The organism is Priestia sp. YIM B13490, from assembly GCF_042787735.1.
GTDB lineage: Bacteria > Bacillota > Bacilli > Bacillales > Bacillaceae_H > Priestia > Priestia megaterium.
The window spans coordinates 208,466-230,712 of the sequence record NZ_JBHZOT010000001.1 but is presented as its reverse complement, the minus strand read 5'-3'; the positions used below and the strand labels follow the sequence as shown (position 1 = coordinate 230,712).

Sequence of the window (22,247 nt, the reverse complement as noted above, 5' to 3'; positions counted from 1 at the left end):
GTCTCCTCCTTCAAATACATTATTTCACATCGTCTGAAACGATGGATTTCACAAAGAATAAATTGGTTTATTATGATATTTTTTACATATGTGTATAAATAAAAAGCAAAGTAAATCAGACCTTTGCTTTTTTTAGTTAGTCGCATGTTTAACTTTTCTCTATTCATTTACAATTATCTATATTTTCTAACAATTTATCCATAGGCTGATAGTTTCTTACTATTTTTGGAATTATGTAGACTGAACGCTCTAATAATATAGAAAATCTAGCAGTTAAGAAGTCGTTGGACTTACATGCACTTCTTAAAATTTCTACAAATATTCTTATTATTATATAAAAAGCAATTCTTTATGAAAATCAGCATATGTTTCCTAAAAACCAAAAATAAAACAGGACTTTTGATTCACCGTCCTGTTTGCAGCATGTTTTCGACTTTTTTAATATCCGCGTGAGTAGGATTGATTTCCCGGGCATAAGCGATTTGTTCTTTCGCTTTTTCCATTTCTTTTAATTGAATATAGGTTTTTGCGAGTTCGAGCGGCAGCATAACCCCTTCAAAACCAAGATCTTGGGCCCGCTGCAAGTAAGACAGCGATTTTTCGTAATTCCCTCCAAACATAAGCGGAGTTTCCCGGTATTTTATTCCTCGAACGAAATGCGCCAAGCTTGAAGATGGATTTAATGTTAATGCCTGATGAAGAGCTCTGTCCATTTCTAAATTTAATACCATTTTTTCAAAAATAATTGATTCTTCGATTTGCTTTGCTAAACAAACTGCTAAGTAACAGTACAAATCAGATGCTTGAGGTTTTTTCTTCATTTCTTGTTGAATTTCACGTTTGATCTCTTTCCACTTACCCTCTTCTAGCTGATTCATGACGTATTCTACATGTATTCCCACCACTTTGCCCTCCTTTTCCTCTTTATCATAAAGGATTTCTGCACAAATGAAAAAAGTAAGTGTTCTTCATTTTTCTCAAAAGATCGTTACCGTTAAAAAATAGGCAAATTTCTCAATCACTTAACCCAATTAGTACATAGGATATAGAGAATTTTATTAAAGGAGGTTACACATATGGGCGCAAAAGGCGGTTTTGGTTTTTCATTTATCGTTGTTTTATTTATTCTATTAGTAATCGTAGGATGTTCTTGCTACTACTAATTTTTAGAGGGGATGAACATCATTCATCCTCTTATTTCAAAAAAAACCATGCTTTCGCATGGCTACATACCGATTAGATGAATGAGTAGAGGAACTCATTGTTCGGCAATATTGAAGAAATTTTTGGTTTTTACTTCCGCCTAGTATGCCCTTTTTGACGGGGGTTATGCGCAAATAAAGTTAACGTTTAAAAGCGAAAGCCAGACGCACCTACAATAACAAGTAAAACAAATAACACAACGATTAACGCAAAATTTTGTTTTCCCACGTACCATCCCTCACTTCCTGTTATCTGCTTTTAGTGTATGCAACAGCTTGGCAAAATGTTTAGGACAGGGGTGCGGATTTTTTTAACGAGAAAAACCTTCAAATTTCGTCAAAAAAGTGAATCATATTTTTGTTTCTTTCGTTATATATAGTAAGAGATTTTTTTACTATAAAAAAGGGGGGCCTTTAATGCGCCGACATTCTAAATTGCCCATTGTTCTTGTCTTTGCCTTCTTTTTATTCATCGCAACTGTTTTGTGCGTAACCTCTTATATGTCTTGAACGTATAAATAATATAAAAAAATCGCCTCATCGAAGGCGATTTTTCTACCCCAGCATTATATCTTCATTTGGATAACGAACGGCTTCACGCTTTTGCTTAGATAATGAAAACGCAAGCGTTAATGGCCCCACTTTTCCTAAAAACATGATAAAGATAATAATCACGCGTCCAAAGTACGAAAGTTCAGGAGTTGCTCCCATCGATAAACCTACTGTTCCAAATGCAGAAACAACTTCAAACATAATTTTTACAAACGGCAGGTTTTCCGAAATATTTAACAGGAAAATGGCCCCAAATACAAACATAATTGAAATCATCGTGATGGCTAGTGCCTTAAACACGTGAAGAGGAAGAAGTCGTCTCTTTAATAGCACAATATCTTCCCGGCTTCGTAAAAATGCCCATACAGAAAAAATAATCACCACAAACGTCGTGAGTTTGATACCGCCTCCTGTTGAAGCACTTCCTGCACCAATAAACATTAACATAACCATTAAAAATATAGTGGAATCATGCAAACTTCCTATATCGATACTATTAAAACCTGCTGTACGTGTCGTTACAGCTTGAAAATAAGATGCCCACACTTTGTCTCCTAATGACAAACTTCCGAGCGTATGTGGATTGCTGTACTCCAAGAAAAAAATAAAAAGCATGGCAACCACGTTAATCGCAAACGTGCTGATGATCATAATTTTCGAATGCAGCGTTAGCTTTTTATAGGATTTTTTTACCCACATATCTGCAAGGACGGTAAACCCTAATCCACCGATAATGAACAAAAAAGAAATCGTTATGTTAATAATGGGATCTCCTACATACTGAACCAGGCTGTCAGATAATAGTCCGAACCCTGCGTTATTAAAAGCCGAAATCGAATGAAACAAGCTAAAGAACAGCCCCTTAGACCATCCGAACTCCGGAACCCAGCGTATCGCTAGAAAGATAAGTGCAACAAACTCAATTAAAAATGAAAAGATAAACAGTCTTTTAACTAGCAGGACAACTCCGCCGATGCTCGTTTGATTTAATGCCTGCTGAACGAGCATACGCTCTTTAAATCCAATTTTTTTACCTAGCATCATAAAAATCAACACGGCAAATGACATAATGCCAAGACCGCCTATTTGAATTAACAGCATAATAATCGTTTGACCAATGACGGTAAAACGCGTACCTGTATCTACGACAGCTAAGCCGGTTACTGTCATCGCGGAAGTAGACGTAAAAAGGGCGTCTACCCACCGGATGGGCTCAGTAGTAGAAACAGGCATCATCAATAGAAGAGCACCTATAATAATTCCTCCGCCAAAAATGGAGACAAGCAGCTGCGGAGGGGTGAGTTTAATGATTTGTTTTTTCATAAGTTAAACTCCTTCTTCTTCAAAACGGTTCAAATCGCGATTATGTCCGATAACAATTAGCATATCTCCTTGTTCAATTATTTCATGCGCGGTAGGCGAAATCACCATTTCCCCGTCTTTTCGCTGAAAGCCGATAATGTTGCAGCCGTACTTGGCACGAATGTTCAAATCAAACAGCGTTTTATTATGAAGTTTCTTAGAGGCCACAATTTCGACAATACTATAATCCTTTGACAGTTCAATGTAATCAATGATCTTTTCTGACACCACGTGATGAGCAATACGCTTAGCAATATCGCGCTCAGGATGAATGACTTTGTCCGCTCCTATTTTCTCCAGCACCTTTTGGTGATACATATTTACTGCTTTTACCCATACTTGCTTAACGCCCATATCTTTTAAAAGCATCGTTGCGAGCACGCTCGCTTCGATATCATCCCCAAACGAAATAAGAGCATGATCAACATTGCGAATACCTAGCCCCTTTAAGCTAGCTTCATCAATTGCATTCGCCTGCACAACATATGTAGCTGAGTTGCTAAATTTATTTACTACCTCCTGATTGCGGTCAATAGCGAGCACATCCACATCCAGATTAGCAAACTCTTCAACCAAACTGCCTCCAAAACGACCTAATCCCAATACAGCAAACTGTTTTTTCATAATGTATTTATTCCTTTCTTCAACTGCTGTGTGTTCTCTTAGCTTATACTTTTTCTAAAAAATTACATCTTTTTCTTAAAAAAAGCGCAAAAAAACACAGGAAGGCTCCTGTGTTTTTTCACACTCTTCCCCCTCAAAACGCTTGCGAAGTTAGCTGTCGGGTTCGGGTTTTAAGAGTAACCCTACCTTTTTAAGGATTCACCCCGGAGCACAATATGTGCGTAAATAATGGGTCCTCCGCTCCGTAATGGATTAAGCGATTTTTATTCAAATGTCTATGATCTATTTTTTAGAATAATCGATTCGATTCATGATACATTTCACTTCACGAAAGCTATCTTACTCCTGTGGATTTTGTCTGTCAAGATATTTTTAGGGAAGACCTCACTTGCCCTGCAAGCTGCAAAAATCGTATAAATCTAAACTGACAATCATTTTGTGAAATTGATCAAATAAATTAATAACAGCTAAAAGCTCTAACAGCTGCGTATCACTGTAAAATTTCTTTAATTGATTCATATCAGCATCCGTCAACTCCTTTGGACGCACCCGGTATACATCAATAAATCGAAACAGCAGGCGATCTTTTTCTTCCAGCTCTTTTTCTCTTAACACTTTTTGATTAAGCGTCTCATCGCCTACATATGACATGCTCATACACGTCTCACAGCCGTTAACACCTGCTAGATAAAGCCTTATTTTTTCCTTAGTCTCTTTTTCTACTATATCGCTGTTCCAAAGCGTGTCGTAAAGCTCATCATACAATCTTTTTACATGCGGAATTAAATTCAATGCTTTTTCAAAATTTGTTCCCTCTTCGTTTGCTAACAAAACTCTTGCCATTTTTCACTCACTCCTTTTTAATTATTATAGTAAGAAAAATGGAAATTTCAGATTACATATAAAACATCTTATCGACTATTACTAATCAAATGAAACGTTAATGAGAAAGAAGGTTTTCAATTGAAAATTGATGAAATTGATTTATCGATTTTGCAGGCGCTGCAGCAAAACAGCCGCCTTTCCTTACGAGAGCTAGGAAAACAAATTAATTTGTCTCCTCCTTCGGTGGCAGAGCGAGTAAGGCAGCTAGAGAGCTTTGGCGTTATAAAAGGGTATACGATTGATATTGATTATGAAAAGCTGCATTTGCCCGTGTCGTGTTTTATTGAAGTAACGATGAAAAACGGAGAGCACGAGCGTTTTAAACGATTTATTTCTCAGTATCCCTACGCTTTATTCTGTGAACGCATCGCCGGGCAAGCCTGCTTTATTACAAAGCTTCAGCTTCCTCACCTGCACATACTCGAACAATTTATTAACGAAATTACACCTTATGCCAAAACGATTTCACACATCGCCCTTTCTCACGTAGAGATGGCTCCTGCATTATTGAGTCATTTAAAAGATGAAAAGTGATTGAAACGTAACGAAAAAATCCGAACGAATCATCGTTCGGATCTTCTTTCCATTACACTACTTTTGTCCCAGCCTCTTTTATTCGTCCAACAGCATAAAAAATAACCCTCCAAAGCTGGAGGGTATAAATTTTCCGAATAATGAAAGTTTTACAACTTCATTTTATCAGGTGCCGGCATTTCTGTCTACTTAAAAATGTAAAAGAGCTCTCTATTAATAGAAAGCTCTTTTACCTGCTTGTTTTTTGAAAACAATCAATCTATATAAAAGGAAACTACCTAAGGCTGAACGTCACGTGAAACCTTGGCAGTTGATCCTGGATATACCGGTTGATATGATTCAAAACAAGTTCTTTCATCATTTCTTCTTTGACTTCTGATTCCGTTTTTTTATCTTTTTGTTTTAAAATAAGAATATAATAAACTTTACCCATTTTAATGGGCTCACTACTCTCTCCGATGTGCTGTTTTTTTAAAACATCTATAAAAGAAGGAGATAGACTTGAAAGCTTTAGATTATCAGCATTCTCTATTTTGCTCACTGTCTGGAATTCAGCATATTTTTTTTGAACGTCCTGAAGCGATGTTCCCTTTTGCAGTTCAGCCGCAGCGGCAGCGGCATCATGTAAAGTGGAAAAAGCCAGCTGCGTAAAAGATACGCGCGTTAGATCGTTTTCAATACGTTTATAGTAAGCAGTTAGTTCATCAGACGTAATTTGTTTGCGGAAATATTCTTCTAATTTAAACTGATTCGTTAGCTGGTTGGTTACATCACTGGAACGAATATTTAACACTTCATAACCTTGTTTTCTTGTATCCTCGTCATATGAGCGTTTAATTTGCTTCCACATATCCTCAACTTGTTTTTGTACTTTATCGCTTGTCTTTAGATGGGAAATTAAGATTTTTTGCATAACAAGCTGCCGCAATAACTCTTTGCGGTAGCTTGTATCATTTAGAGGAGCATCTGGATTTAAGAACCCTTCAACGGCTAAAAAACGGTTGAATTCAGCTCCTGTCACCTTGCCTCCCTCATACGCTTCCAGTTCTTTGGTAGAAGATAGCTGACTAATTTCTACAGAAGGAAACATCGTGTTTGAATGCTTCCCTCCGCAGCCGGTTAAAAATCCGAACGCTGTTAATACTGCTAGCAGCAGCTTTAACGGTGTTGAACTCATCCATTGTTATCCTGCTGTTCTGAAAGCTTCAGAGAAATAGTTTGTTTTTTTCCATTTCGATACACGTCTAATTTTACCGTGTCTCCTACTTTACGTTTTGTGTATAGATATTGACGTAAATCACTGGATGTTTTGACTTCGTTTCCATCGATGGCAACAATCACGTCTTTTGATTGTAAACCTGCATCAGAAGCAGAAGAGAATGGTTCAACCGTCGTTACGACAACTCCTTCAGACGTATCGCTTGTTAGGCCTAGCTGGTTTTGTTTTGTTGCAGCTGAAAGCTGACCTACATCTTGAAGACCTACCCCCATATATGGACGCGTTATTTTCCCATTTTTCATCAGCTGTTCAATCGTCGGCTGCACTTCATCACTTGGAAGAGCAAAGCCGATGCCTTCTACATTGTCTTCTGAAATTTTCATACTGTTGATGCCGACTACTTCACCGGAAGAATTGATAAGTGCACCGCCGCTGTTTCCTGGATTAATCGCCGCATCCGTTTGAATTGCATCTACGTTCCAATTTTCTGAAATAGGGACAGAGCGTTTTGCTGCGCTCACGATACCTTGTGTGACCGTACGAGAAAACTGTTCACCAAGAGGATTTCCGATTGCAAGCACCGTTTCACCCGCTACTAAATCCGATGATTTCCCGAACTTCGCCACTTGTTCAACATTTTTGTCAGACATCTCAAGCACCGCTAAATCCGTTAGCGCATCAGCTCCGACAATCTTAGCTTTTTCTTTTTGTCCGTTTGAAAGTGACACTTCTACTTCGCTTGCGCCGTCAATAACGTGGTTATTGGTCACAACGTATGCTTTTCCATTTTCTTTTTTGAAAATAACACCGGAACCCGTTCCTGCTTCTTGCGTTTGGGTATCTCCAGAAAATGGATTTGTTTGCTGTTGAATATTGTTCACGCCTACAACAGCAGCTGATACTTTATTTACAACTGAAACAAGATCTGACTGATTCACGGTTGTGCTTACTGTTCGAGGCGTTGTGCTCGTTGTTGTTGCCGTTTGAGTCTGCGTTGTTTGATTCGCTGTTTGCGTATCAGCTGAATCCATTAACCCCAGCTGCGGAGCACCGTATAGCACAATTCCTCCTCCAAGTACTGCTCCGGCGATAGAAGATGCAATCACTGGAAATAAGCGTCTTCTTGGAGGCTGTGATGATGACGCAGGCTGATACTGATCGTATCGCTGCTGGCGGTTTTCATATTCTTCTTTTCGTTCTTGCTCTCTTTCATAATCACGTGGATCCATGAAAAACACTCCTTTTAACGTAGCAAATTTTATGTTATCTATACTATAAAATAAAAGTTTGGGATAAGTATCAAAACAATGTGTGAAATTGTGAAAAATTTCTTTATAACAGTAAACACGTAGTATAATAGCGGGTACATAGACCTTTAAAGAAACGCGCACATATGGCGTAATATGCTTTATTTACCTTAATTTTCATATATTCAGAGGAAGGTGTCAAATTTGAGCTTTACACTATATTTAGTAGAGGATGAACAAAATTTAAACGAAGTTTTAACCCTTTACCTTCAAAAAGAAGGCTGGGACGTTCGCTCATTTTTTAACGGCACGGACGCCAAAGAAATGATTGCAACTCCTCCGCATCTGTGGATTTTAGATATTATGCTGCCTGACATTGACGGGTATCAGCTCATTCGCGAAATCAAGCAGCAAACGCCCCAAGTGCCTGTTATTTTCATTTCAGCCCGCGATGCCGATATTGACCGGGTTCTTGGGCTTGAGATGGGCAGCGACGACTATTTATCAAAGCCTTTTTTGCCTCGTGAACTAGTTATTCGAGCAAACAAACTGCTAGACCGCGTATATGGTTCCAATCAAAAGAAAACCGATACCATTACGCTGACTCCTTATGAAATCGATTTACATACCCGTACAGTCAGTGAAGATGGAAAGCCGATTGATTTAACGTCTAAAGAATTTGATTTTCTTGTCACTATCTCAAAAGACCTTGGACAGGCTTTTTCACGGGAGCAGCTGCTGAATCTCATTTGGGGAGAAGATTATTTTGGCACAGACCGAGTGGTGGATGATTTAGTAAGACGCGTGCGTAAAAAAATGCCGCAAGCACGAATTGAAACGATTTATGGATATGGATACCGGATGATGAAAGCATGAAAAACAAGTCGCTTGCATTTCAAATTTGGCTCGTCATCTCCGGTATTTTACTGCTTATTTCAATTTTGCTCGCTATTTTATTCCCAACGACGCTCAGGCAGTTCTTCACGAATGAAATTTATACCACTATTGAAAATGAACAGCATATTTTAAAAGAATACGGACTGCCAAGCCGCTCAGGTGAATACTACTTTAGCAACGAAGACAGTGAACCAACACTTGGAAATCGAACCGTGGATCATATTTTATTACCTGAACATGCGGATATCTCGTATTTTTCATCACGGGTGTTGCCTCAAGACTTTTTGAGAAAAGCACAGGAAGATGCAATCAGTCAGCGAAAAATCGTCGCTCGCTATGAAAAAGATCTTGGCAACCGGACGCTTTTTTATGTAATTCGAAAAGTAAGCGTAAACGGACAGCCTGCTTTTTTGCTTTCATTTTCGTGGGATACGTATCGCAACGCGCTCACTTCTACTCTGTTTAAACAGCTGCTTCTTGTAATTTCAATTGTATTTCTATTCAGCTGGCTTCCATCTATTTGGCTATCAAGATATTTAAGCAAGCCGCTTGTATCACTTGAAAAAGATGTAAAAAAAATTGCCGAACAAAATTGGCATGAGCCCGTTACAGTCAACCGTTCCGATGAAATTGGCAAGCTAGGCGCCTCCATCGAGCAAATGCGCAAAAGGCTCGTATCTAAAGATGAAGCACAGCAAACGCTGCTTCAAAATATTTCACACGATTTAAAAACACCGGTTATGGTGATTCAAAGCTACGCTCAGTCGATTCAAGACGGCATTTATCCAAAAGGTGATTTATCTCAAACGGTAAAAGTTATTGAAGATGAATCCAAAAATCTTGAGAAAAAAATCCGCGATTTGCTTTACTTAACCAAACTTGACTATATGTCCACTCATCAGCTTGCACAAGATGACTTTGATTTTACTGCACTTCTTCATGAAGTAGTGGATCGCTTGCGGTGGAGGCGCCCTGAAATACAGTGGGAATTTGACGACGCAAACGCAACGATTAAAGGAGATAAAGAACTGTGGACAAAAGTTCTTGAAAATGTACTCGACAATCAGCTGCGCTATGCCGAGACGAAGGTTTCACTTTCACTTGCTAAACACCAAACGAACGTTCAATGTACAATCAGCAACGATGGTCCGCCGATTGATCAAAGCGTGCTTCAACACTTGTTTGAACCGTTTAAAAAAGGAGCAAACGGTGAATTCGGTATCGGCTTAAGTATCGTAAAGCGTATTGTTACGATGCACGACGGAGCAATTACGGCTGAAAACACGAACACTGGAGTAACGTTTTCACTTACTATTCCTATATAAACTAAAAAAGCAAGGGATTCGAATCCCTTGCTTTTTTATGAAAAAATTGATGTATAGGCATAAAGAGCCGGTGAACCGCCTGAGTGGACAAACACCACATTTTCATCCTTATTAAAATAACCTTTTCGAATTAAATCAATTAGACCAGCCATCGCTTTTCCCGTATACACAGGATCCAATAAAATCCCTTCCGTACTGGCCACAAGTTTAACTGCTTCCACCATCTCTTCTGTCGGAACAGCATACCCTGGACCTACGTATTCATCCATACATACAATCTCTTCTTTTTTAAAAGGCGTTTTACTATGTAAATGATCATAAAGTTCACTCGTCAGTTTGGCAACTTTTACTTCTTGCTCTTCTTTAGCACGACTGACATTCATTCCAATAACAGATACGTCACTTTGAAGACCTTGAAATCCTGCCACTAATCCTGCATGCATGCCTCCGCTGCCGCTTGTGCAAACCACATGGCTAAGCTTTATTTGCTGCTCATAGCTTTGCATAAGCAGCTCTTGTGCACAGGCAGCGTATCCGGTTGCACCGATAACATTCGAACCTCCTACTGGAATTAAATACGGTTTATGACCTTTTTCAATTAGCTCTCGCTCTACTGTTTTCATTTCGGCTGTCAAATCAGAACCTTCAGCGACAAACCGCATGTCATGAGCGCCTAATAAATGATAAAGAAAATAGTTTCCTGTGGGCTGATCGCTTGCTTTATTTTCGCCTTCTTCCAATACGAGCACGCATTTCATTTGTTCTTTTACAGCCGCAGCGAGCGTCAAACGACAGTGATTGGATTGTATCGCACCGCACGTTACAAGCACGTCTGCTCCTTGCGCCTTTGCATCAGCTACTAAATATTCAAGCTTGCGTGTCTTATTTCCGCCACCTGTCAGTCCAAGCATATCATCTCGCTTCATATAAATTGAAGGTCCATTTAACTGCTGAGATAAAACCGATAGCTTTTCTAAAGGTGTAGGGGAATCTGTATATTTTCTTCTAGAAAATTGAGTTAAGTTCATGCTCTCATCCTCTCTTTCATATTTGTTCTATTTTACCATATAGAAGCTTTTGAAGAGCTTTTTACGAAAGGGCTCTCTATAACTTGTATACATAAGAACAAGTAGTCAACATACATTAAACCATATAAACAGTTTGAAGGAGTGTTTTCAATGAGTGAAAAAGCAGTACTTTGCAGCGTCTCACGAGTAGTCAAATCACAGCACATTTTTCCAAATGACCTAAACAATCACCACACCCTTTTTGGAGGAAAAATTGTCGCTGACATGGACATGACGGCTTCTCTTTCAGCAGCTAAACATTCACGAAAGACGTGTGTTACGGCTTCCATTGATCACGTTGATTTTATCGAACCCGTCACCGAAGAAGATTTTATTTCATATGAAGCATTCGTTGTTGTTACAGGAAAAAGCTCCATGATTATTTTTGTTAAAGTGATTGCCGAAAATTTATTAACGGGCATTAAGCGTATCGCAGCTACTTCTTTTCTCACCTTTGTTGCATTAGAAAACGGGAAACCTGCCTCCGTTCCTCAAGTTATTGCTCAAACTGAAGAAGAAAAAAGCCTTCAAAAAGTAGCTCTTGAACGAAAAGAATCCAAAAAAACGCAGGTTGAGCACAGCAAAGCGATTGCGAGCATTTTATCTAAATCTTTGCGCAGCAGTAATTAAGCTCTTCATCTAAAAAGCAGCTGTCTGCTTTTTAGACGAAGTTTTTTTAGTTTTCACATTGTTATTTAATGTAATATGCGATATATTGGTTTTATGAAAAATAACATTCAACCTCTCAAACGACTTTCTTTAAGGGAAGAAGTCTATCAAACACTTAAACACAATATTGTCATGCTTGAATTTCAGCCCGAACAAAAGCTTCAGGATAAAGAACTGGCTGAGCAGTTTGGAGTTAGCCGCACTCCTGTTCGAGAAGCATTAAAAAGGCTTGAAGATGAAGGCCTTGTCCAAACAACACCTGGCTCTTCTACAAAAGTGGCTCCATTAAACCTTGAGGAGGCAAAACAATCTTTTATTGTCGTCGCAGCTCTTCATGCACTTGCTGCTAAGCTGGCTTGTACTTCGTTACAAGAAGAAGATATGGGCGAACTAATCAAACACAATCAATCTCTAGAACATGCAATCAAAACAAGAAATGTCCTTAAAGCGATCGAAGCGGATGAAGCATTTCATTCCGTCTTTTTAAAACGGGCGAGCAATATAGAGCTAGAACGTGTTGTAAAACAAACAAGCGCCAAAATTCAGCGTCTGGAAATCGCTCGTTTTTCGTCTCTTGCTAGCCTTGCTTCGGTTGATCAGCACAAAGAAATCATAAACGCTTGCGGTCAAAAAGATGCCGCACTGACATCGCAGCTTGTCGAAACGAACTGGCTGACGCTAGGTGAAGCGCTGACAAGTGAGGAGGAATCCAAGTGAAGCCTCTTTTATTAGGCATTGCTGCCTCATTCTTTTTTGCTTTTACATTCGTTTTAAATCGAGCGATGGATTTATCAGGAGGCAGCTGGGCGTGGAGCGCGTCGCTGCGCTATTTTTTTATGGTACCTCTTTTACTTGTGCTCGTTTATTTTTGGGGTGGTATTAAACCTGTGGTGGCAGAAATAAAAGCCCAGCCTCAAAAATGGCTGCTTTGGAGCACGGTTGGATTTGGGTTATTTTACGCTCCTCTTTGTTTTGCTTCAGCCTACGGTCCCGGCTGGCTTATTGCAGGAACTTGGCAAATCACAATTTTATCGGGGTCTCTCCTAGCTCCTTTGTTTTACAAGGAAGGAAAGAAGCGAGGAGGCATTCCCTTCAAGCAGCTAGGTTTTTCGTTTATTATTTTAATAGGAGTTGTGCTCATGCAGCTTGAGCATGCGACTGAACTGTCAGCCGCTACTGCCTTGCTTTGTACCATTCCCATTTTAATTGCCTCTTTTGCGTACCCGCTTGGCAACCGTAAAATGATGGAAGTGTCGTCACTTAATACGTTTCAGCGCGTGCTTGGAATGACGCTTTCAAGCCTGCCGTTTTGGATTATTCTTTCTGTCTATGCCTGCGTGACCGATGGACTACCAAAAACAACTCAGATTTATCAAAGCAGTTTAGTTGCTTTACTTTCAGGAGTATGTGCAACAGTTTTATTTTTTGCAGCAACCGACCTTGTTAAAAAAGATTCTCAAAAGCTAGGTGCAGTTGAAGCTACACAATCGATGGAAGTTTTATTTGCCCTGCTAGGAGAGGTCTTCCTTCTATCAAGTCCTTTGCCATCGATTCTTTCTTGGGTTGGAATGGGAGTTATCATAGCAGGCATGGTCCTTCACAGCTACCAAACAAGTCATAAAAAAGCTATACCGCAAAAAGAATTGACCTACTAATTAATAACAAAAAAGAGCGTCTTAGTCGGCGCTCTTTTTGTTTATACAACAGATCTTCTTTCTAAATTGAAGACATTCACCTGCTCAGCATCAAAGCGGCTTAGCAACGAATCTACTCCGTACTCAAGTGCAAAAGCACGTTCATTTTCTGAAATCGGAACGGCCTGCAGGAACGTTACTTTTTTATCAGATAGTTCAATCGTTGAAAAATTATCCCATAAAAACGGCGGAATCAGCAAAATGTGCTGCATATGAAAGCTGTCATCAAGCACTGCAATAACGTCTTTATAAATAGCTCCTGGGAAGATGGACACATGAGATTTCATCATATGGAAAATACAGTTTGCTAAAATAGCAGAATAAATACCGAATTCCTCATGACAAGCCCCAACGATTTCAATTCGAAGCGGGATCCCTCCAACTGTATAGCCTGTCGGACATTGATGTCCACCGAGCGTTGCATACGCGGTTACGTCTTGACGCGGATGGTTTTCACACGCCACAACGTGAATACCATGCTTTTTTCTTTCATCTGAATAATCTTCAATTCGATCCTTTTGACCAAATACATCTATTGCTTTATGTATAATTAATTCTTCATCTTTTGTAAAATTACTCATAAAAAACCTCCTTGCTTGCGACCTTAAAAAGCTCCCTACTGTACAGCATATACTACTGCACTCGCTTACGATATAGTTTTTAGAAAATGTGATAGAAATGTTATCGTTTCGTAACATACTATGAAATTGTATCAAGAAGCAAACGAGAAACCTTAACCAATTTTTTCTTTTCCCATAAAAAATAGAGCCTGCACCATGGCAGCCTCTATTTTTCATGACATTATTATGAAATAATTTGTAATTCTTTTGGGTACTTCGTTAACGTTTCGTATCCATCTTTTGTAATGATTACATCATCTTCGATACGCACGCCTCCGAGTCCTGGAATATAGATACCCGGTTCAATTGTATATACCATGCCTTCTTGAAGCACATCGTCATTGTTGCGGCTCATTGAAGGAAACTCATGCACGCTGATGCCAAGACCATGACCAAGACGATGCAAGAAATACTCTCCATATCCTGCTTCTGTAATAATATTGCGTGCTACCATGTCCAAGTCGCCAATGCGAGTTCCGGGCTTGGAAGCTTCAAGTGCTGCCTGCTCAGCGCGCTGTACCGTTTCATAGATTTCTTTTTGCTTATCATTAATAGACTTGTAAGCGACTGTACGTGTAATATCTGAACAGTATCCGTCTAGCACTACACCTAAATCGAACAGAACCATATCTCCTGGCTTTAACGTGCGAAGACCTGGGTTCCCATGCGCTTCTCCCGTTTTTTCACCAAATAAAACCATCGTTGAAAACGACATCTCACGAATTCCTTTTCGCTTTAGCTCGTATTCAATTTTAGCCAGAACATCCATTTCCGTAACGCCTTCTTTTAAAGCAGCTACACCTACTTCTACACCAAAATCAGCTAAGGCAGCTGCCTTTTGAAGAATCTCAACTTCACGCTCATCTTTAATTAAACGCAGCTGATTTAACTTCTCTTCTGCTCCGACTAGCTCAGCGTTTGGATATAAGCTAAGCAGTTCTTCTGCTCTCGCATACAGCAGCTGCTCTTTCTCTACAGCAACCTTTTTCACATCTATTACGTTTCGTTTATGTAAAGCTTCTTTAATAAGTTTCCAAGGATTTTGATGATCTTCATATCCAATCACATCAAACTTCCAGCCCGCTTCTTTTGCTTGTCCCACTTCCATTGATGGGCAAACAAGCATCGGCTCCGCTTCGTTAAACACAAATAAGCCAAGCAAACGCTCATGCGGATCCGTGTGAAATCCAGTTAAATAAAATACGTTTTCGGTTGACGAAATAAAGGCTGCTTCTACATTCTTTTCATTTAGCCACGATACGACTTTTTGTAAACGTGCTTCCATTAAAAAAACCCCTTTCATTGTACAATATTACTATTATAACATAGTTATTTAGCAATATTGTACAATGAATAGAGGTTAAGACAAAGCCGCGTGAAGAGTAGTAAGCTGCTCTTTAATCGCTTTTCGCTGAATACTTACTTTCATCAGCCAGCCATTTTCTCCGTATCTATAAACAAATTCGTACGTACCTTTAGGAAAATATTCTTTCACCAGCATGTCCCGGTTTTCAACAAATCCCGGATCGCCAATAAAATAGGTACCTTCTTCAAGCGGAAGCTCATGAACTTTTTTTTCTAGCTGCTTCTCTTCGTCTTCGTCATCATCTATCACTATGTGCAGACCGCCTTCATCACGCACAACATCAAATTCACCGTTTTGTTCAAGCTCAAGCACTGGCACCACTTGTCCATTTACCGTTAGCAGCTGCTTCGTTCCTTCAAGGACCTGGGACCAGTGATCATCGTATAAAGTAGAAGAATAAAAAATATATCCCTGAGATTTATATAATAAAAGCAGCTGTTCAAAATGATTTTTCACTTGTTCTTTATCAAACAGAATAACAAAATGCTTTCGATAGAAAAAACTTGTAAAAGGCAGAATAGACGATTGATTAAGCTCTTTAATTATTTCAGCACTATCTTTACCTGAAATAATAGCTCCGGTCAATTCCCCCGCGCCATAAGGTTTCCAATGACTTAACGCCGCTTCTGGAATCAGCACAAGGTTCGAAGATGACACATATATACTCATTCGCTTCACTCCTTTTTTCTACATTTAGACCTATATTTGATTCTCCCCAAATAGAGACTTTCCTCTTATTCCATTCTTAAAAGACAGAACTTTTCCCCTAACTATGATAGATTATAACAAAGATCCTTGAAAAAAATAACCTTTATTTCCTCTTTCTTCTATTTGTACACTTCTCTTATTTTAGCTGTCTTCGCAGATTTACTAGTGAACGTACTTGCTAATCTAATTCCTTAGTGTTAATTTTATTATGTCGTTTTATAATTTTTTGCATAATTGGTTTCAAACAAAAAAGTATTAATATTTTTGAATGCGATGGTGAGACATTTGGAAGAACGTACAGAACGTAAACAACATAAAAGAAAAAAGCAAAGAAAAAAGAAACGCTTTAGAAAGCTACTTCTTTTCTTTCTCATTCTTGTAATCGCCGCTGGTGCGTATGTGTATTATCAATACCAACAAGGGTTAGCAGAAGCAGACGGAGCTTTTGGGAAAGATGGACAATTTGATTTTAATGGTGCAAGTGCCAATTTAGATAGCATGAATGTGCTGCTTCTTGGAATTGACTCTCGAGGTGAAGAACATTCGCGTGCCGATACAATCATGATTGCTCATTATGACAAAGACAGCAATCAGCCTAAAATTGTTTCTTTGATGCGTGATTCATATGTGGATATTCCTGGACATGGCAAAAACAAATTAAATTCAGCCTATGCATTTGGCGGGCCCGAATTAATGCGTAAGACAATTAAAGAAAATTTCGGCGTAGATGTAAACTATTATGCCGTTGTTGATTTTAAAGGTTTTTCTAAAGTTGCCGATACGATTGCCCCTGAGGGAATTACGGTTACCGTGCCGCACGAAATGTCATCAGGAATTGGCATGACGCTAAAACCTGGAAAGCAAACTCTTCACGGAGATAAATTACTAGGATACGTGCGATTCCGACATGATAGCCAAAGTGATTTCGGGCGCGTGAAGCGTCAACAAGAAGTGATCGGTAAATTAATGGATGAAGCTCTTCAAGTAAAGACGCTGGCAAAAGCTCCTAAGCTATGGGGCGTCATTGATCCATATGTGGATACAAATATTCCTCCAAAAACATTTATCGTGATAGGAAAAGATTTCTTAGTTGGGAATCAGCCAGATTTAAAATCTCTTCGTTTACCGGTCGAAGGTTCCTATTCAAATGAACGAGTATCCGGTATTGGTGCTGTTTTAAGCATCGACCTTGAAGAAAACAAACAAGCGTTACAGTCATTTTTAAATTAGGAAAAGGTGTCCATTAGCGGACACCTTTTTTTATACTATTCAAAAAAACTTCTGTTTTTCCTCCCTATCCTTCAAAAAAATTTGAGCTTCGACAAAAAATGAAGCTATTTTCCAGGAAACAGCTATTTCTTTGAAGTTCTATTTTTTCTACTACATGCGTATATGAAAGGAGAAGGACTTCTTTTTTATATTTTTGATTCAAGGAGATGAACGTATGAAATTATATGGTTTTCAATCTGAAGAAGAGCGTTCCTTTCTTCATTCTACCTATAAAGTGAATCCATTGCTTTCTCATACTGGAGATGTCAAAATTAGCTTTTTATCTTTTCAAGAAAATGATTATACTCCCCGTCAAGAAGCTACGATTCCACAGCTTCTATTAGTCGTTCACGGGGAAGGCTGGGTAGCTGGCGATAACGGACTGAAAATTTATATCAAACAAGGTGAATCCGCATTTTGGAGAGCCGGGGAATCATTTGAAGTCGGGAGTCTAACTGCTATGACAGGATTACTCATTGAAGGATTAGATATTGCTCCTCAAAAGCTGCTTACTTCTTTTTCACGAACAAATGTAAATTAAAAAGCCGCGTTAACGCAGCTTTTTTTTATTACCTTAGTAATTGAGCGTAGCTTTCAGCACTATCTTGAATGACTTTGTCGCTCAGCTCACCGCCTGCTCCTTGAAATAAAAATGGCGTTTGGAACTTCATGCCTGTTAAATTTGCCGTAGCTTGAAACGGAAGAAGCAGATGATTCATTGGATAACGGTTGTATCCCCCTTCTTGATAAGCTTCTGCAGGGCCTCCTGTTGAAGTAGCTACGACAAACTCTTTTCCCTGAAGTTTAGTACCTTTGCTTCCATAAGCCCATCCGTATGTTAAGACAACATCTTGCCACTCTTTTAAGAGTGCTGGTGAGCTGTACCAGTAAAATGGAAATTGAAAAACAATACGATCGAATTGAACAGCTAACTCCTGCTCTTTTTCTACATCAATTTTGAAATCGGGATAGTTTGCGTATAAATCATGAACGTACACATTCTCTTCTTTTTTTACTCGCTCTGCCCACGCTTTATTAATACGAGAAGATGCTAAGTTTGGGTGTGCTAAAATAACCAGTGTTTTCATTTTGATACTCTCCTTCTGATGTCTGTGCTTGCTTTTTTCTTTTCTATTTTTTACGCTTGCCTCTCACGGCTCGTTCAGTAATTCTTTCCTTTTCCTTCAAGAAATCCGAGTTAGTTTACACTTATAAACTACCAGTATTATCATTTTGCTTCAACAAAATTGACTTTGCTTTTATCACCTTTAATTTTTTTATGTACCCAAAACGGCAGATAAAGGACAAGAAAGCTAAGAATCATGATTCCTTCAATCCATACTAAATACCAAGGATGAGGTCCAAGAACATCCAGCAAGGAAGCGTGCTCTGGCTTTTTCATCATGTATAAATAATTCGCATGGAGTAAACGATTCATGACATAGATAACCCCCCCGTACAGATTAACAAATACTACGCTTACCCACAAAGAACGAAACGTCGGCTCATATCTGCAAACAGCAATTAGCATACAGCAAGCAAGTACCACACCGCCATGCGATACATAAAACTGCACATAGCGAAACTGGGCATACGCATAGCCGCCAAGGTCCGGGGTAATCATCGCTTGAACAGAGCTGCTGATTCCTGCGAAGTACACAAAATAAAAAAGAAACCTGTTTTTGGTTATCAGCATAACAGCAGCCAGCAGCACGACTATATCACTGAGCTGAAGAGGCAAGGAAGTTTCAGCAGACCACCGATGACATCCGATTTCCCAAGCCTGGTAGGCTGTTTCTGAAGCAATTAGAATGAGTGAAAGCAAAATGAACACAAACCTCTTTTTTCCCAGATGCTTTCGACACAAAAAAATAAATGCTCCTATGATCACGATAATAGCTAAAGTTACAAGATGTTCAACTGAAAAAAGCTGAAAGGAATGTTGTACAGGATGACACGTAAAAAATGAATTCATAAAAGCGCCTTCCTTCCATCAGAAAACAAATTTGGTACCTTTAGCTTGTTCATAAGACCTCATTTTCATTAATGCTTCTCTCGCATTAAAAAGAGATTGAGACATAACGAAATCACGCCAATCTAAAGATGGACGAATGGAGTAAATAATCGAGCATGAATCACTTCTTGCACCTCAGTTGATTTCCATGCAAGACTTCTCTTTCCGCGGGAGTCTTCGCGTTGCCCTCCAATCAACTGCTAGAAACAACTAAAATAAAAATATCCGAACGATTCATCATTCGGATCTTCTTTCAACTAACATACTGTTGTCCTAACTTTTTTCTTCGTTTTTACTCTTTAATTAATCCTTTTTTCACTAAGAATTGATGAGCAACTTCTTCAGCTGTTTTTCCTTTCGCATTTACTTGATAGTTCATTTCACGCATTTCGTCATCACTGATTTTACCGCCCAGTTGATTTAAGATTTTTTTCAGCTCAGGGTGCTCTTTTAGCGTATCTTCACGAAGCACAGGCGCTCCTTGATACGGAGGGAAGAACTGCTGATCGTCTTTTAAGACTTTTAAACCAAACTGTTTGATTTCAGGGTCCGTTGCGTAAGCATCAAGCATGTTAATATCGCCTTTTTCTACAGCGCGATAGCGAAGCTTCGGCTCCATCGTTTTAATATTCGGGAAGGTAAGACCATATTCTTTTTGAACGCCTACATAGCCGTCTTCACGATCTTTAAACTCAAGCGTAAACCCTGCTTTTACTTTATCTGTTGCATTTGCCAAATCTGAAATAGTTGTTAGATTATTTTCTTTGGCAAATTCCTTTGTTACGGTTAATGTGTACGTATTATTAAACTTCATTGGATCTAAATAGACAAGGCCGAATTTCTTTTGAAATCCTTCTTTTGCCTGCTTGTACACCTCTGTTTCATCTTTGCTGTCCGGCTGTTCCTTTAGATGCGTCACAATGGCTGTACCCGTATATTCAGGGTACAAATCAATTTCCTTGTTACGCAGAGCCTCAAATACAAATACCGTTTTCCCAAGCGACGAACGAAGATTTACTTTCATATCGGTTTGATCTTCAATTAATTCTTTGTACATATTAATTAAAATGTCTTGTTCTGCACCAATTTTCCCTCCGATAACAAGGTCTGGTTTTGTTGCGCTCATCGCTGCAAACGGAGAAACAAGAATAAGTATTAATACGATGATCATAATAAACGAGCGTTTTTTGGACCCTTTTTTAGCTGAGTGTTCAATCGTTCGCAGAATTCCATCAAAAATAAGCGCTAATAATGCTGCTGGAATGGCTCCTAATAAAATCAAACTATTATCGCTTCGGTCAATACCAAGCAAAATTAAGCTTCCGAGTCCGCCCGCTCCGATAAGAGCCACGATTGTCGCTGTGCCAATAATGAGTACCATCGCTGTGCGAATTCCGGCCATAATGACAGGAAGTGCTAGAGGAAGTTCTACTTTAATTAATCGTCTCCACGAGTTCATCCCCATGGCTTTGGATGCTTCAATTAAAGATGGGTCCACTTCTTTAATTCCGGTATATGTATTTCGTACAATAGGAAGAAGCGAATATAAAAACAGTGCAATAACCGCGGGAAAGGTTCCAATTCCGACAAGAGGAATCAGTAATCCTAATAAAGCGAGTGAAGGAATGGTTTGCAGTACGGCTGTTACGCCAATGATTGGTTCAGCAATACGGTCATGCCTCGTTAAGTACAGTCCGAGCGGCACTGAAATTAATACGGCGATAACAAGAGCCAGTACTGAAATTTGAATGTGTTCAAGAAGAGCTTGAAACAGTGCATCTCCTCGTTGATCTAATAATGTGCTTAGTGCATTCATTACAGCGTTCCTCCTTCTTTCGTTTTATCAGAAAGAAACGCTAATAGAGTTTTGCGCGTTACAACGCCAATACGTTTGCTCCCTTTTTTCACGGCTATTGCTTCATGGTCGTAAAGGGCGTCCATTGCCTGCTGAACAGTGGCGGTTGAAGCTAACTCTTCAGTAGGTTCTACGTCTGGCTGTTCACTTTCTTTGACAAACATATCCAATGTCTCAAATAAAGCATTGCCTTGATTTCCAATAAATGTTTTTACAAATTCATTTTTAGGCTTTTGGATGAATTCCTCCGGGGTTCCAACTTGAACAATTTCCCCATCTTTCATCAGGCAGATACGATCTCCAAGCGTCATCGCTTCGCTCATATCGTGCGTAACAAACACAAATGTTTTTTTGATTTTTTCTTTTAAGCTAATAACATCTTGCTGAAGCTGTTCGCGGCTTAACGGATCGAGGGCACTAAAGGGTTCGTCCATTAAAATAACGGGGGGATCAGCTGCGAGGGCACGTGCTACACCTACACGTTGCTGCTGGCCACCTGAGAGCTCAGACGGCTTTCGGTTTCGATACTGCTTTGGGTCTAGTCCTACCAAGGTAAGCAGTTCATCAATGCGCGTTTTGATTTTGTTTTTCTTCCAATGCTTCATCTCGGGTACAATGGCTATATTTTCAGCGATGGTCATATGAGGAAAAAGAGCAATCTGCTGCAGAACATAACCAATGTTCCAGCGTAGCTCATGGATGTTGTGGTCCGATACGAGCTTATCTTTTATGTATAGTTCTCCTTCGGTAATATCATGAAGACGGTTAATCATTTTTAAGGTGGTTGTTTTCCCACACCCACTCGGACCAATTAAAACGAAAAACTCTCCTTCTTTAATTTCTAGATTAATATTTTTCACGGCGGTCGTACCGTCTGGATATTGCTTTGACACATTCTTAAACGTAATCAAATTATCGTTCACACTCCCTGTTGAAATTTAACCCCTAGTTCCGTGTACCCAATATTTAGAGGCAATAAACATTCTTTTAAGAATATTTCTAAATATGATTCATAAGACACAGGGGAAAAGATACGCATATTTTCTCACAATCTCCTAATAAGGCTATCAAACTGTTAAAGTTTTCACAAGGAGGGAAAGAATAATTCGGAGAATAATTTTAAAGCCGACACAAATAA

Annotated in this window: 24 protein-coding genes and 1 riboswitch; of the genes, 9 read left to right on the top strand and 15 right to left on the bottom strand. The window is 39.2% G+C overall.

Annotation, left to right across the window (positions count from 1 at the left end):
- Nucleotides 1–404 precede the first annotated feature (404 nt).
- Nucleotides 405–902 (bottom strand): tetratricopeptide repeat protein, encoded by a 498-nt coding sequence (locus ACFX4R_RS01165; protein ID WP_230184466.1) that lies wholly within the window; start codon nt 900–902, stop codon nt 405–407.
- A 174-nt stretch (nt 903–1,076) separates the two neighbouring features.
- Here ACFX4R_RS01165 and ACFX4R_RS01160 point away from each other — a divergent pair, with 174 nt between their 5' ends.
- The gene (locus tag ACFX4R_RS01160) at nt 1,077–1,163 is read left to right on the top strand and encodes a YjcZ family sporulation protein (protein ID WP_016765201.1); all 87 of its coding nucleotides are present in this window, start codon (nt 1,077–1,079) and stop codon (nt 1,161–1,163) included.
- Between the two features lie 187 nt (nt 1,164–1,350).
- Here ACFX4R_RS01160 and ACFX4R_RS01155 read toward each other — a convergent pair whose 3' ends face one another.
- The 4 genes from ACFX4R_RS01155 to ACFX4R_RS01140 form a co-directional block, all read right to left on the bottom strand.
- A complete protein-coding gene (locus ACFX4R_RS01155) occupies nt 1,351–1,431 on the bottom strand; it encodes a YjcZ family sporulation protein (protein ID WP_016765202.1) in 81 nt (26 codons plus the stop codon).
- A gap of 326 nt (nt 1,432–1,757) precedes the next feature.
- Entirely contained in the window at nt 1,758–3,077 is a 1,320-nt protein-coding gene (locus ACFX4R_RS01150) for a TrkH family potassium uptake protein (protein WP_043978418.1), read from the bottom strand.
- A 3-nt stretch (nt 3,078–3,080) separates the two neighbouring features.
- Nucleotides 3,081–3,740 carry a potassium channel family protein gene (locus ACFX4R_RS01145; RefSeq protein ID WP_013058591.1) on the bottom strand — a complete coding sequence of 220 codons (660 nt, stop codon included), beginning with the start codon at nt 3,738–3,740 and terminating at the stop codon, nt 3,081–3,083.
- A 124-nt stretch (nt 3,741–3,864) separates the two neighbouring features.
- A riboswitch (cyclic di-AMP (ydaO/yuaA leader) is annotated at nt 3,865–4,009 on the bottom strand.
- 115 nt (nt 4,010–4,124) lie between these two features.
- Complete coding sequence (locus tag ACFX4R_RS01140) at nt 4,125–4,583, bottom strand: carboxymuconolactone decarboxylase family protein (protein ID WP_043978417.1); 459 nt, start codon at nt 4,581–4,583, stop codon at nt 4,125–4,127.
- 120 nt (nt 4,584–4,703) lie between these two features.
- Here ACFX4R_RS01140 and ACFX4R_RS01135 point away from each other — a divergent pair, with 120 nt between their 5' ends.
- Nucleotides 4,704–5,159: an Lrp/AsnC family transcriptional regulator gene (locus ACFX4R_RS01135; protein WP_043978416.1), complete on the top strand. Its 456-nt coding sequence runs from the start codon at nt 4,704–4,706 to the stop codon at nt 5,157–5,159.
- Nucleotides 5,160–5,433: 274 nt separating this feature from the next.
- Here ACFX4R_RS01135 and ACFX4R_RS01130 read toward each other — a convergent pair whose 3' ends face one another.
- Complete coding sequence (locus ACFX4R_RS01130) at nt 5,434–6,336, bottom strand: peptidyl-prolyl cis-trans isomerase (protein WP_377568353.1); 903 nt, start codon at nt 6,334–6,336, stop codon at nt 5,434–5,436.
- On the bottom strand, nt 6,333–7,607 hold the full coding sequence (locus ACFX4R_RS01125; protein ID WP_013084577.1) for a S1C family serine protease: 1,275 nt from the start codon (nt 7,605–7,607) through the stop codon (nt 6,333–6,335). Before ACFX4R_RS01125 ends, ACFX4R_RS01130 begins: the two co-directional genes overlap by 4 nt.
- A gap of 222 nt (nt 7,608–7,829) precedes the next feature.
- Between ACFX4R_RS01125 and ACFX4R_RS01120 the strand changes: the two genes are divergently transcribed.
- Together ACFX4R_RS01120 and ACFX4R_RS01115 are read left to right on the top strand one after the other, a co-directional pair.
- Nucleotides 7,830–8,501: a response regulator transcription factor gene (locus ACFX4R_RS01120; RefSeq protein WP_043978411.1), complete on the top strand. Its 672-nt coding sequence runs from the start codon at nt 7,830–7,832 to the stop codon at nt 8,499–8,501.
- A complete protein-coding gene (locus ACFX4R_RS01115) occupies nt 8,498–9,847 on the top strand; it encodes a sensor histidine kinase (RefSeq protein ID WP_043978408.1) in 1,350 nt (449 codons plus the stop codon). Before ACFX4R_RS01120 ends, ACFX4R_RS01115 begins: the two co-directional genes overlap by 4 nt.
- 35 nt (nt 9,848–9,882) lie before the next feature.
- On the opposite strand, the gene cuyA is transcribed toward ACFX4R_RS01115, so the two are convergent.
- Entirely contained in the window at nt 9,883–10,875 is a 993-nt protein-coding gene (cuyA, locus tag ACFX4R_RS01110) for a D-cysteate sulfo-lyase (RefSeq protein ID WP_097824394.1), read from the bottom strand.
- 150 nt (nt 10,876–11,025) lie between these two features.
- On the opposite strand from cuyA, the gene ACFX4R_RS01105 reads away from it, so the two are divergent.
- From ACFX4R_RS01105 to ACFX4R_RS01095, 3 genes are all read left to right on the top strand, one after another.
- Nucleotides 11,026–11,544, top strand: a complete 519-nt coding sequence (locus ACFX4R_RS01105) for an acyl-CoA thioesterase (protein WP_034649541.1) — start codon at nt 11,026–11,028, stop codon at nt 11,542–11,544.
- Nucleotides 11,545–11,619: 75 nt separating this feature from the next.
- Nucleotides 11,620–12,300: a GntR family transcriptional regulator gene (locus ACFX4R_RS01100; RefSeq protein WP_377568348.1), complete on the top strand. Its 681-nt coding sequence runs from the start codon at nt 11,620–11,622 to the stop codon at nt 12,298–12,300.
- Nucleotides 12,297–13,238, top strand: a complete 942-nt coding sequence (locus ACFX4R_RS01095) for a DMT family transporter (RefSeq protein ID WP_013084583.1) — start codon at nt 12,297–12,299, stop codon at nt 13,236–13,238. The genes ACFX4R_RS01100 and ACFX4R_RS01095 overlap by 4 nt, the downstream gene beginning before the upstream one ends.
- A gap of 41 nt (nt 13,239–13,279) precedes the next feature.
- Here ACFX4R_RS01095 and ACFX4R_RS01090 read toward each other — a convergent pair whose 3' ends face one another.
- From ACFX4R_RS01090 to ACFX4R_RS01080, 3 genes are all read right to left on the bottom strand, one after another.
- On the bottom strand, nt 13,280–13,858 hold the full coding sequence (locus tag ACFX4R_RS01090; protein WP_013084584.1) for a suppressor of fused domain protein: 579 nt from the start codon (nt 13,856–13,858) through the stop codon (nt 13,280–13,282).
- 223 nt (nt 13,859–14,081) lie between these two features.
- Entirely contained in the window at nt 14,082–15,182 is a 1,101-nt protein-coding gene (locus ACFX4R_RS01085) for a M24 family metallopeptidase (protein ID WP_377568345.1), read from the bottom strand.
- 75 nt (nt 15,183–15,257) lie between these two features.
- The gene (locus ACFX4R_RS01080; RefSeq protein ID WP_162214849.1) at nt 15,258–15,932 is read right to left on the bottom strand and encodes a hypothetical protein; all 675 of its coding nucleotides are present in this window, start codon (nt 15,930–15,932) and stop codon (nt 15,258–15,260) included.
- A gap of 312 nt (nt 15,933–16,244) precedes the next feature.
- Between ACFX4R_RS01080 and ACFX4R_RS01075 the strand changes: the two genes are divergently transcribed.
- Entirely contained in the window at nt 16,245–17,201 is a 957-nt protein-coding gene (locus ACFX4R_RS01075; protein WP_372482311.1) for an LCP family protein, read from the top strand.
- A gap of 214 nt (nt 17,202–17,415) precedes the next feature.
- Nucleotides 17,416–17,781: a hypothetical protein gene (locus tag ACFX4R_RS01070; RefSeq protein WP_014458652.1), complete on the top strand. Its 366-nt coding sequence runs from the start codon at nt 17,416–17,418 to the stop codon at nt 17,779–17,781.
- A 28-nt stretch (nt 17,782–17,809) separates the two neighbouring features.
- Here the strand turns inward: ACFX4R_RS01070 and ACFX4R_RS01065 are convergent, their stop codons facing one another.
- The 4 genes from ACFX4R_RS01065 to ACFX4R_RS01050 form a co-directional block, all read right to left on the bottom strand.
- Nucleotides 17,810–18,328, bottom strand: a complete 519-nt coding sequence (locus tag ACFX4R_RS01065) for an NAD(P)H-dependent oxidoreductase (RefSeq protein WP_028410982.1) — start codon at nt 18,326–18,328, stop codon at nt 17,810–17,812.
- A gap of 140 nt (nt 18,329–18,468) precedes the next feature.
- A complete protein-coding gene (locus tag ACFX4R_RS01060) occupies nt 18,469–19,215 on the bottom strand; it encodes a YwaF family protein (protein ID WP_162214851.1) in 747 nt (248 codons plus the stop codon).
- Nucleotides 19,216–19,546: 331 nt separating this feature from the next.
- Nucleotides 19,547–21,070: an ABC transporter permease/substrate-binding protein gene (locus ACFX4R_RS01055; protein WP_043978380.1), complete on the bottom strand. Its 1,524-nt coding sequence runs from the start codon at nt 21,068–21,070 to the stop codon at nt 19,547–19,549.
- Nucleotides 21,070–22,020, bottom strand: coding sequence for an ABC transporter ATP-binding protein (locus ACFX4R_RS01050; protein WP_014458647.1), 951 nt, complete (start codon nt 22,018–22,020; stop codon nt 21,070–21,072). The genes ACFX4R_RS01055 and ACFX4R_RS01050 overlap by 1 nt, the downstream gene beginning before the upstream one ends.
- Nucleotides 22,021–22,247: the final 227 nt, after the last annotated feature.

Bases quoted from the DNA above. Each gene is read 5' to 3' on its own strand.
- ACFX4R_RS01160 (WP_016765201.1), top strand. From the start codon at position 1,077: ATGGGCGCAAAAGGCGGTTTTGGTTTTTCATTTATCGTTGTTTTATTT.
- ACFX4R_RS01150 (WP_043978418.1), bottom strand. From the start codon at position 3,077: ATGAAAAAACAAATCATTAAACTCACCCCTCCGCAGCTGCTTGTCTCC.
- ACFX4R_RS01145 (WP_013058591.1), bottom strand. From the start codon at position 3,740: ATGAAAAAACAGTTTGCTGTATTGGGATTAGGTCGTTTTGGAGGCAGT.
- ACFX4R_RS01140 (WP_043978417.1), bottom strand. From the start codon at position 4,583: ATGGCAAGAGTTTTGTTAGCAAACGAAGAGGGAACAAATTTTGAAAAA.
- ACFX4R_RS01130 (WP_377568353.1), bottom strand. From the start codon at position 6,336: ATGAGTTCAACACCGTTAAAGCTGCTGCTAGCAGTATTAACAGCGTTC.
- ACFX4R_RS01125 (WP_013084577.1), bottom strand. From the start codon at position 7,607: ATGGATCCACGTGATTATGAAAGAGAGCAAGAACGAAAAGAAGAATAT.
- ACFX4R_RS01115 (WP_043978408.1), top strand. From the start codon at position 8,498: ATGAAAAACAAGTCGCTTGCATTTCAAATTTGGCTCGTCATCTCCGGT.
- cuyA (WP_097824394.1), bottom strand. From the start codon at position 10,875: ATGAACTTAACTCAATTTTCTAGAAGAAAATATACAGATTCCCCTACA.
- ACFX4R_RS01105 (WP_034649541.1), top strand. From the start codon at position 11,026: ATGAGTGAAAAAGCAGTACTTTGCAGCGTCTCACGAGTAGTCAAATCA.
- ACFX4R_RS01100 (WP_377568348.1), top strand. From the start codon at position 11,620: ATGCGATATATTGGTTTTATGAAAAATAACATTCAACCTCTCAAACGA.
- ACFX4R_RS01090 (WP_013084584.1), bottom strand. From the start codon at position 13,858: ATGAGTAATTTTACAAAAGATGAAGAATTAATTATACATAAAGCAATA.
- ACFX4R_RS01085 (WP_377568345.1), bottom strand. From the start codon at position 15,182: ATGGAAGCACGTTTACAAAAAGTCGTATCGTGGCTAAATGAAAAGAAT.
- ACFX4R_RS01080 (WP_162214849.1), bottom strand. From the start codon at position 15,932: ATGAGTATATATGTGTCATCTTCGAACCTTGTGCTGATTCCAGAAGCG.
- ACFX4R_RS01075 (WP_372482311.1), top strand. From the start codon at position 16,245: ATGGTGAGACATTTGGAAGAACGTACAGAACGTAAACAACATAAAAGA.
- ACFX4R_RS01070 (WP_014458652.1), top strand. From the start codon at position 17,416: ATGAAATTATATGGTTTTCAATCTGAAGAAGAGCGTTCCTTTCTTCAT.
- ACFX4R_RS01065 (WP_028410982.1), bottom strand. From the start codon at position 18,328: ATGAAAACACTGGTTATTTTAGCACACCCAAACTTAGCATCTTCTCGT.
- ACFX4R_RS01060 (WP_162214851.1), bottom strand. From the start codon at position 19,215: ATGAATTCATTTTTTACGTGTCATCCTGTACAACATTCCTTTCAGCTT.
- ACFX4R_RS01055 (WP_043978380.1), bottom strand. From the start codon at position 21,070: ATGAATGCACTAAGCACATTATTAGATCAACGAGGAGATGCACTGTTT.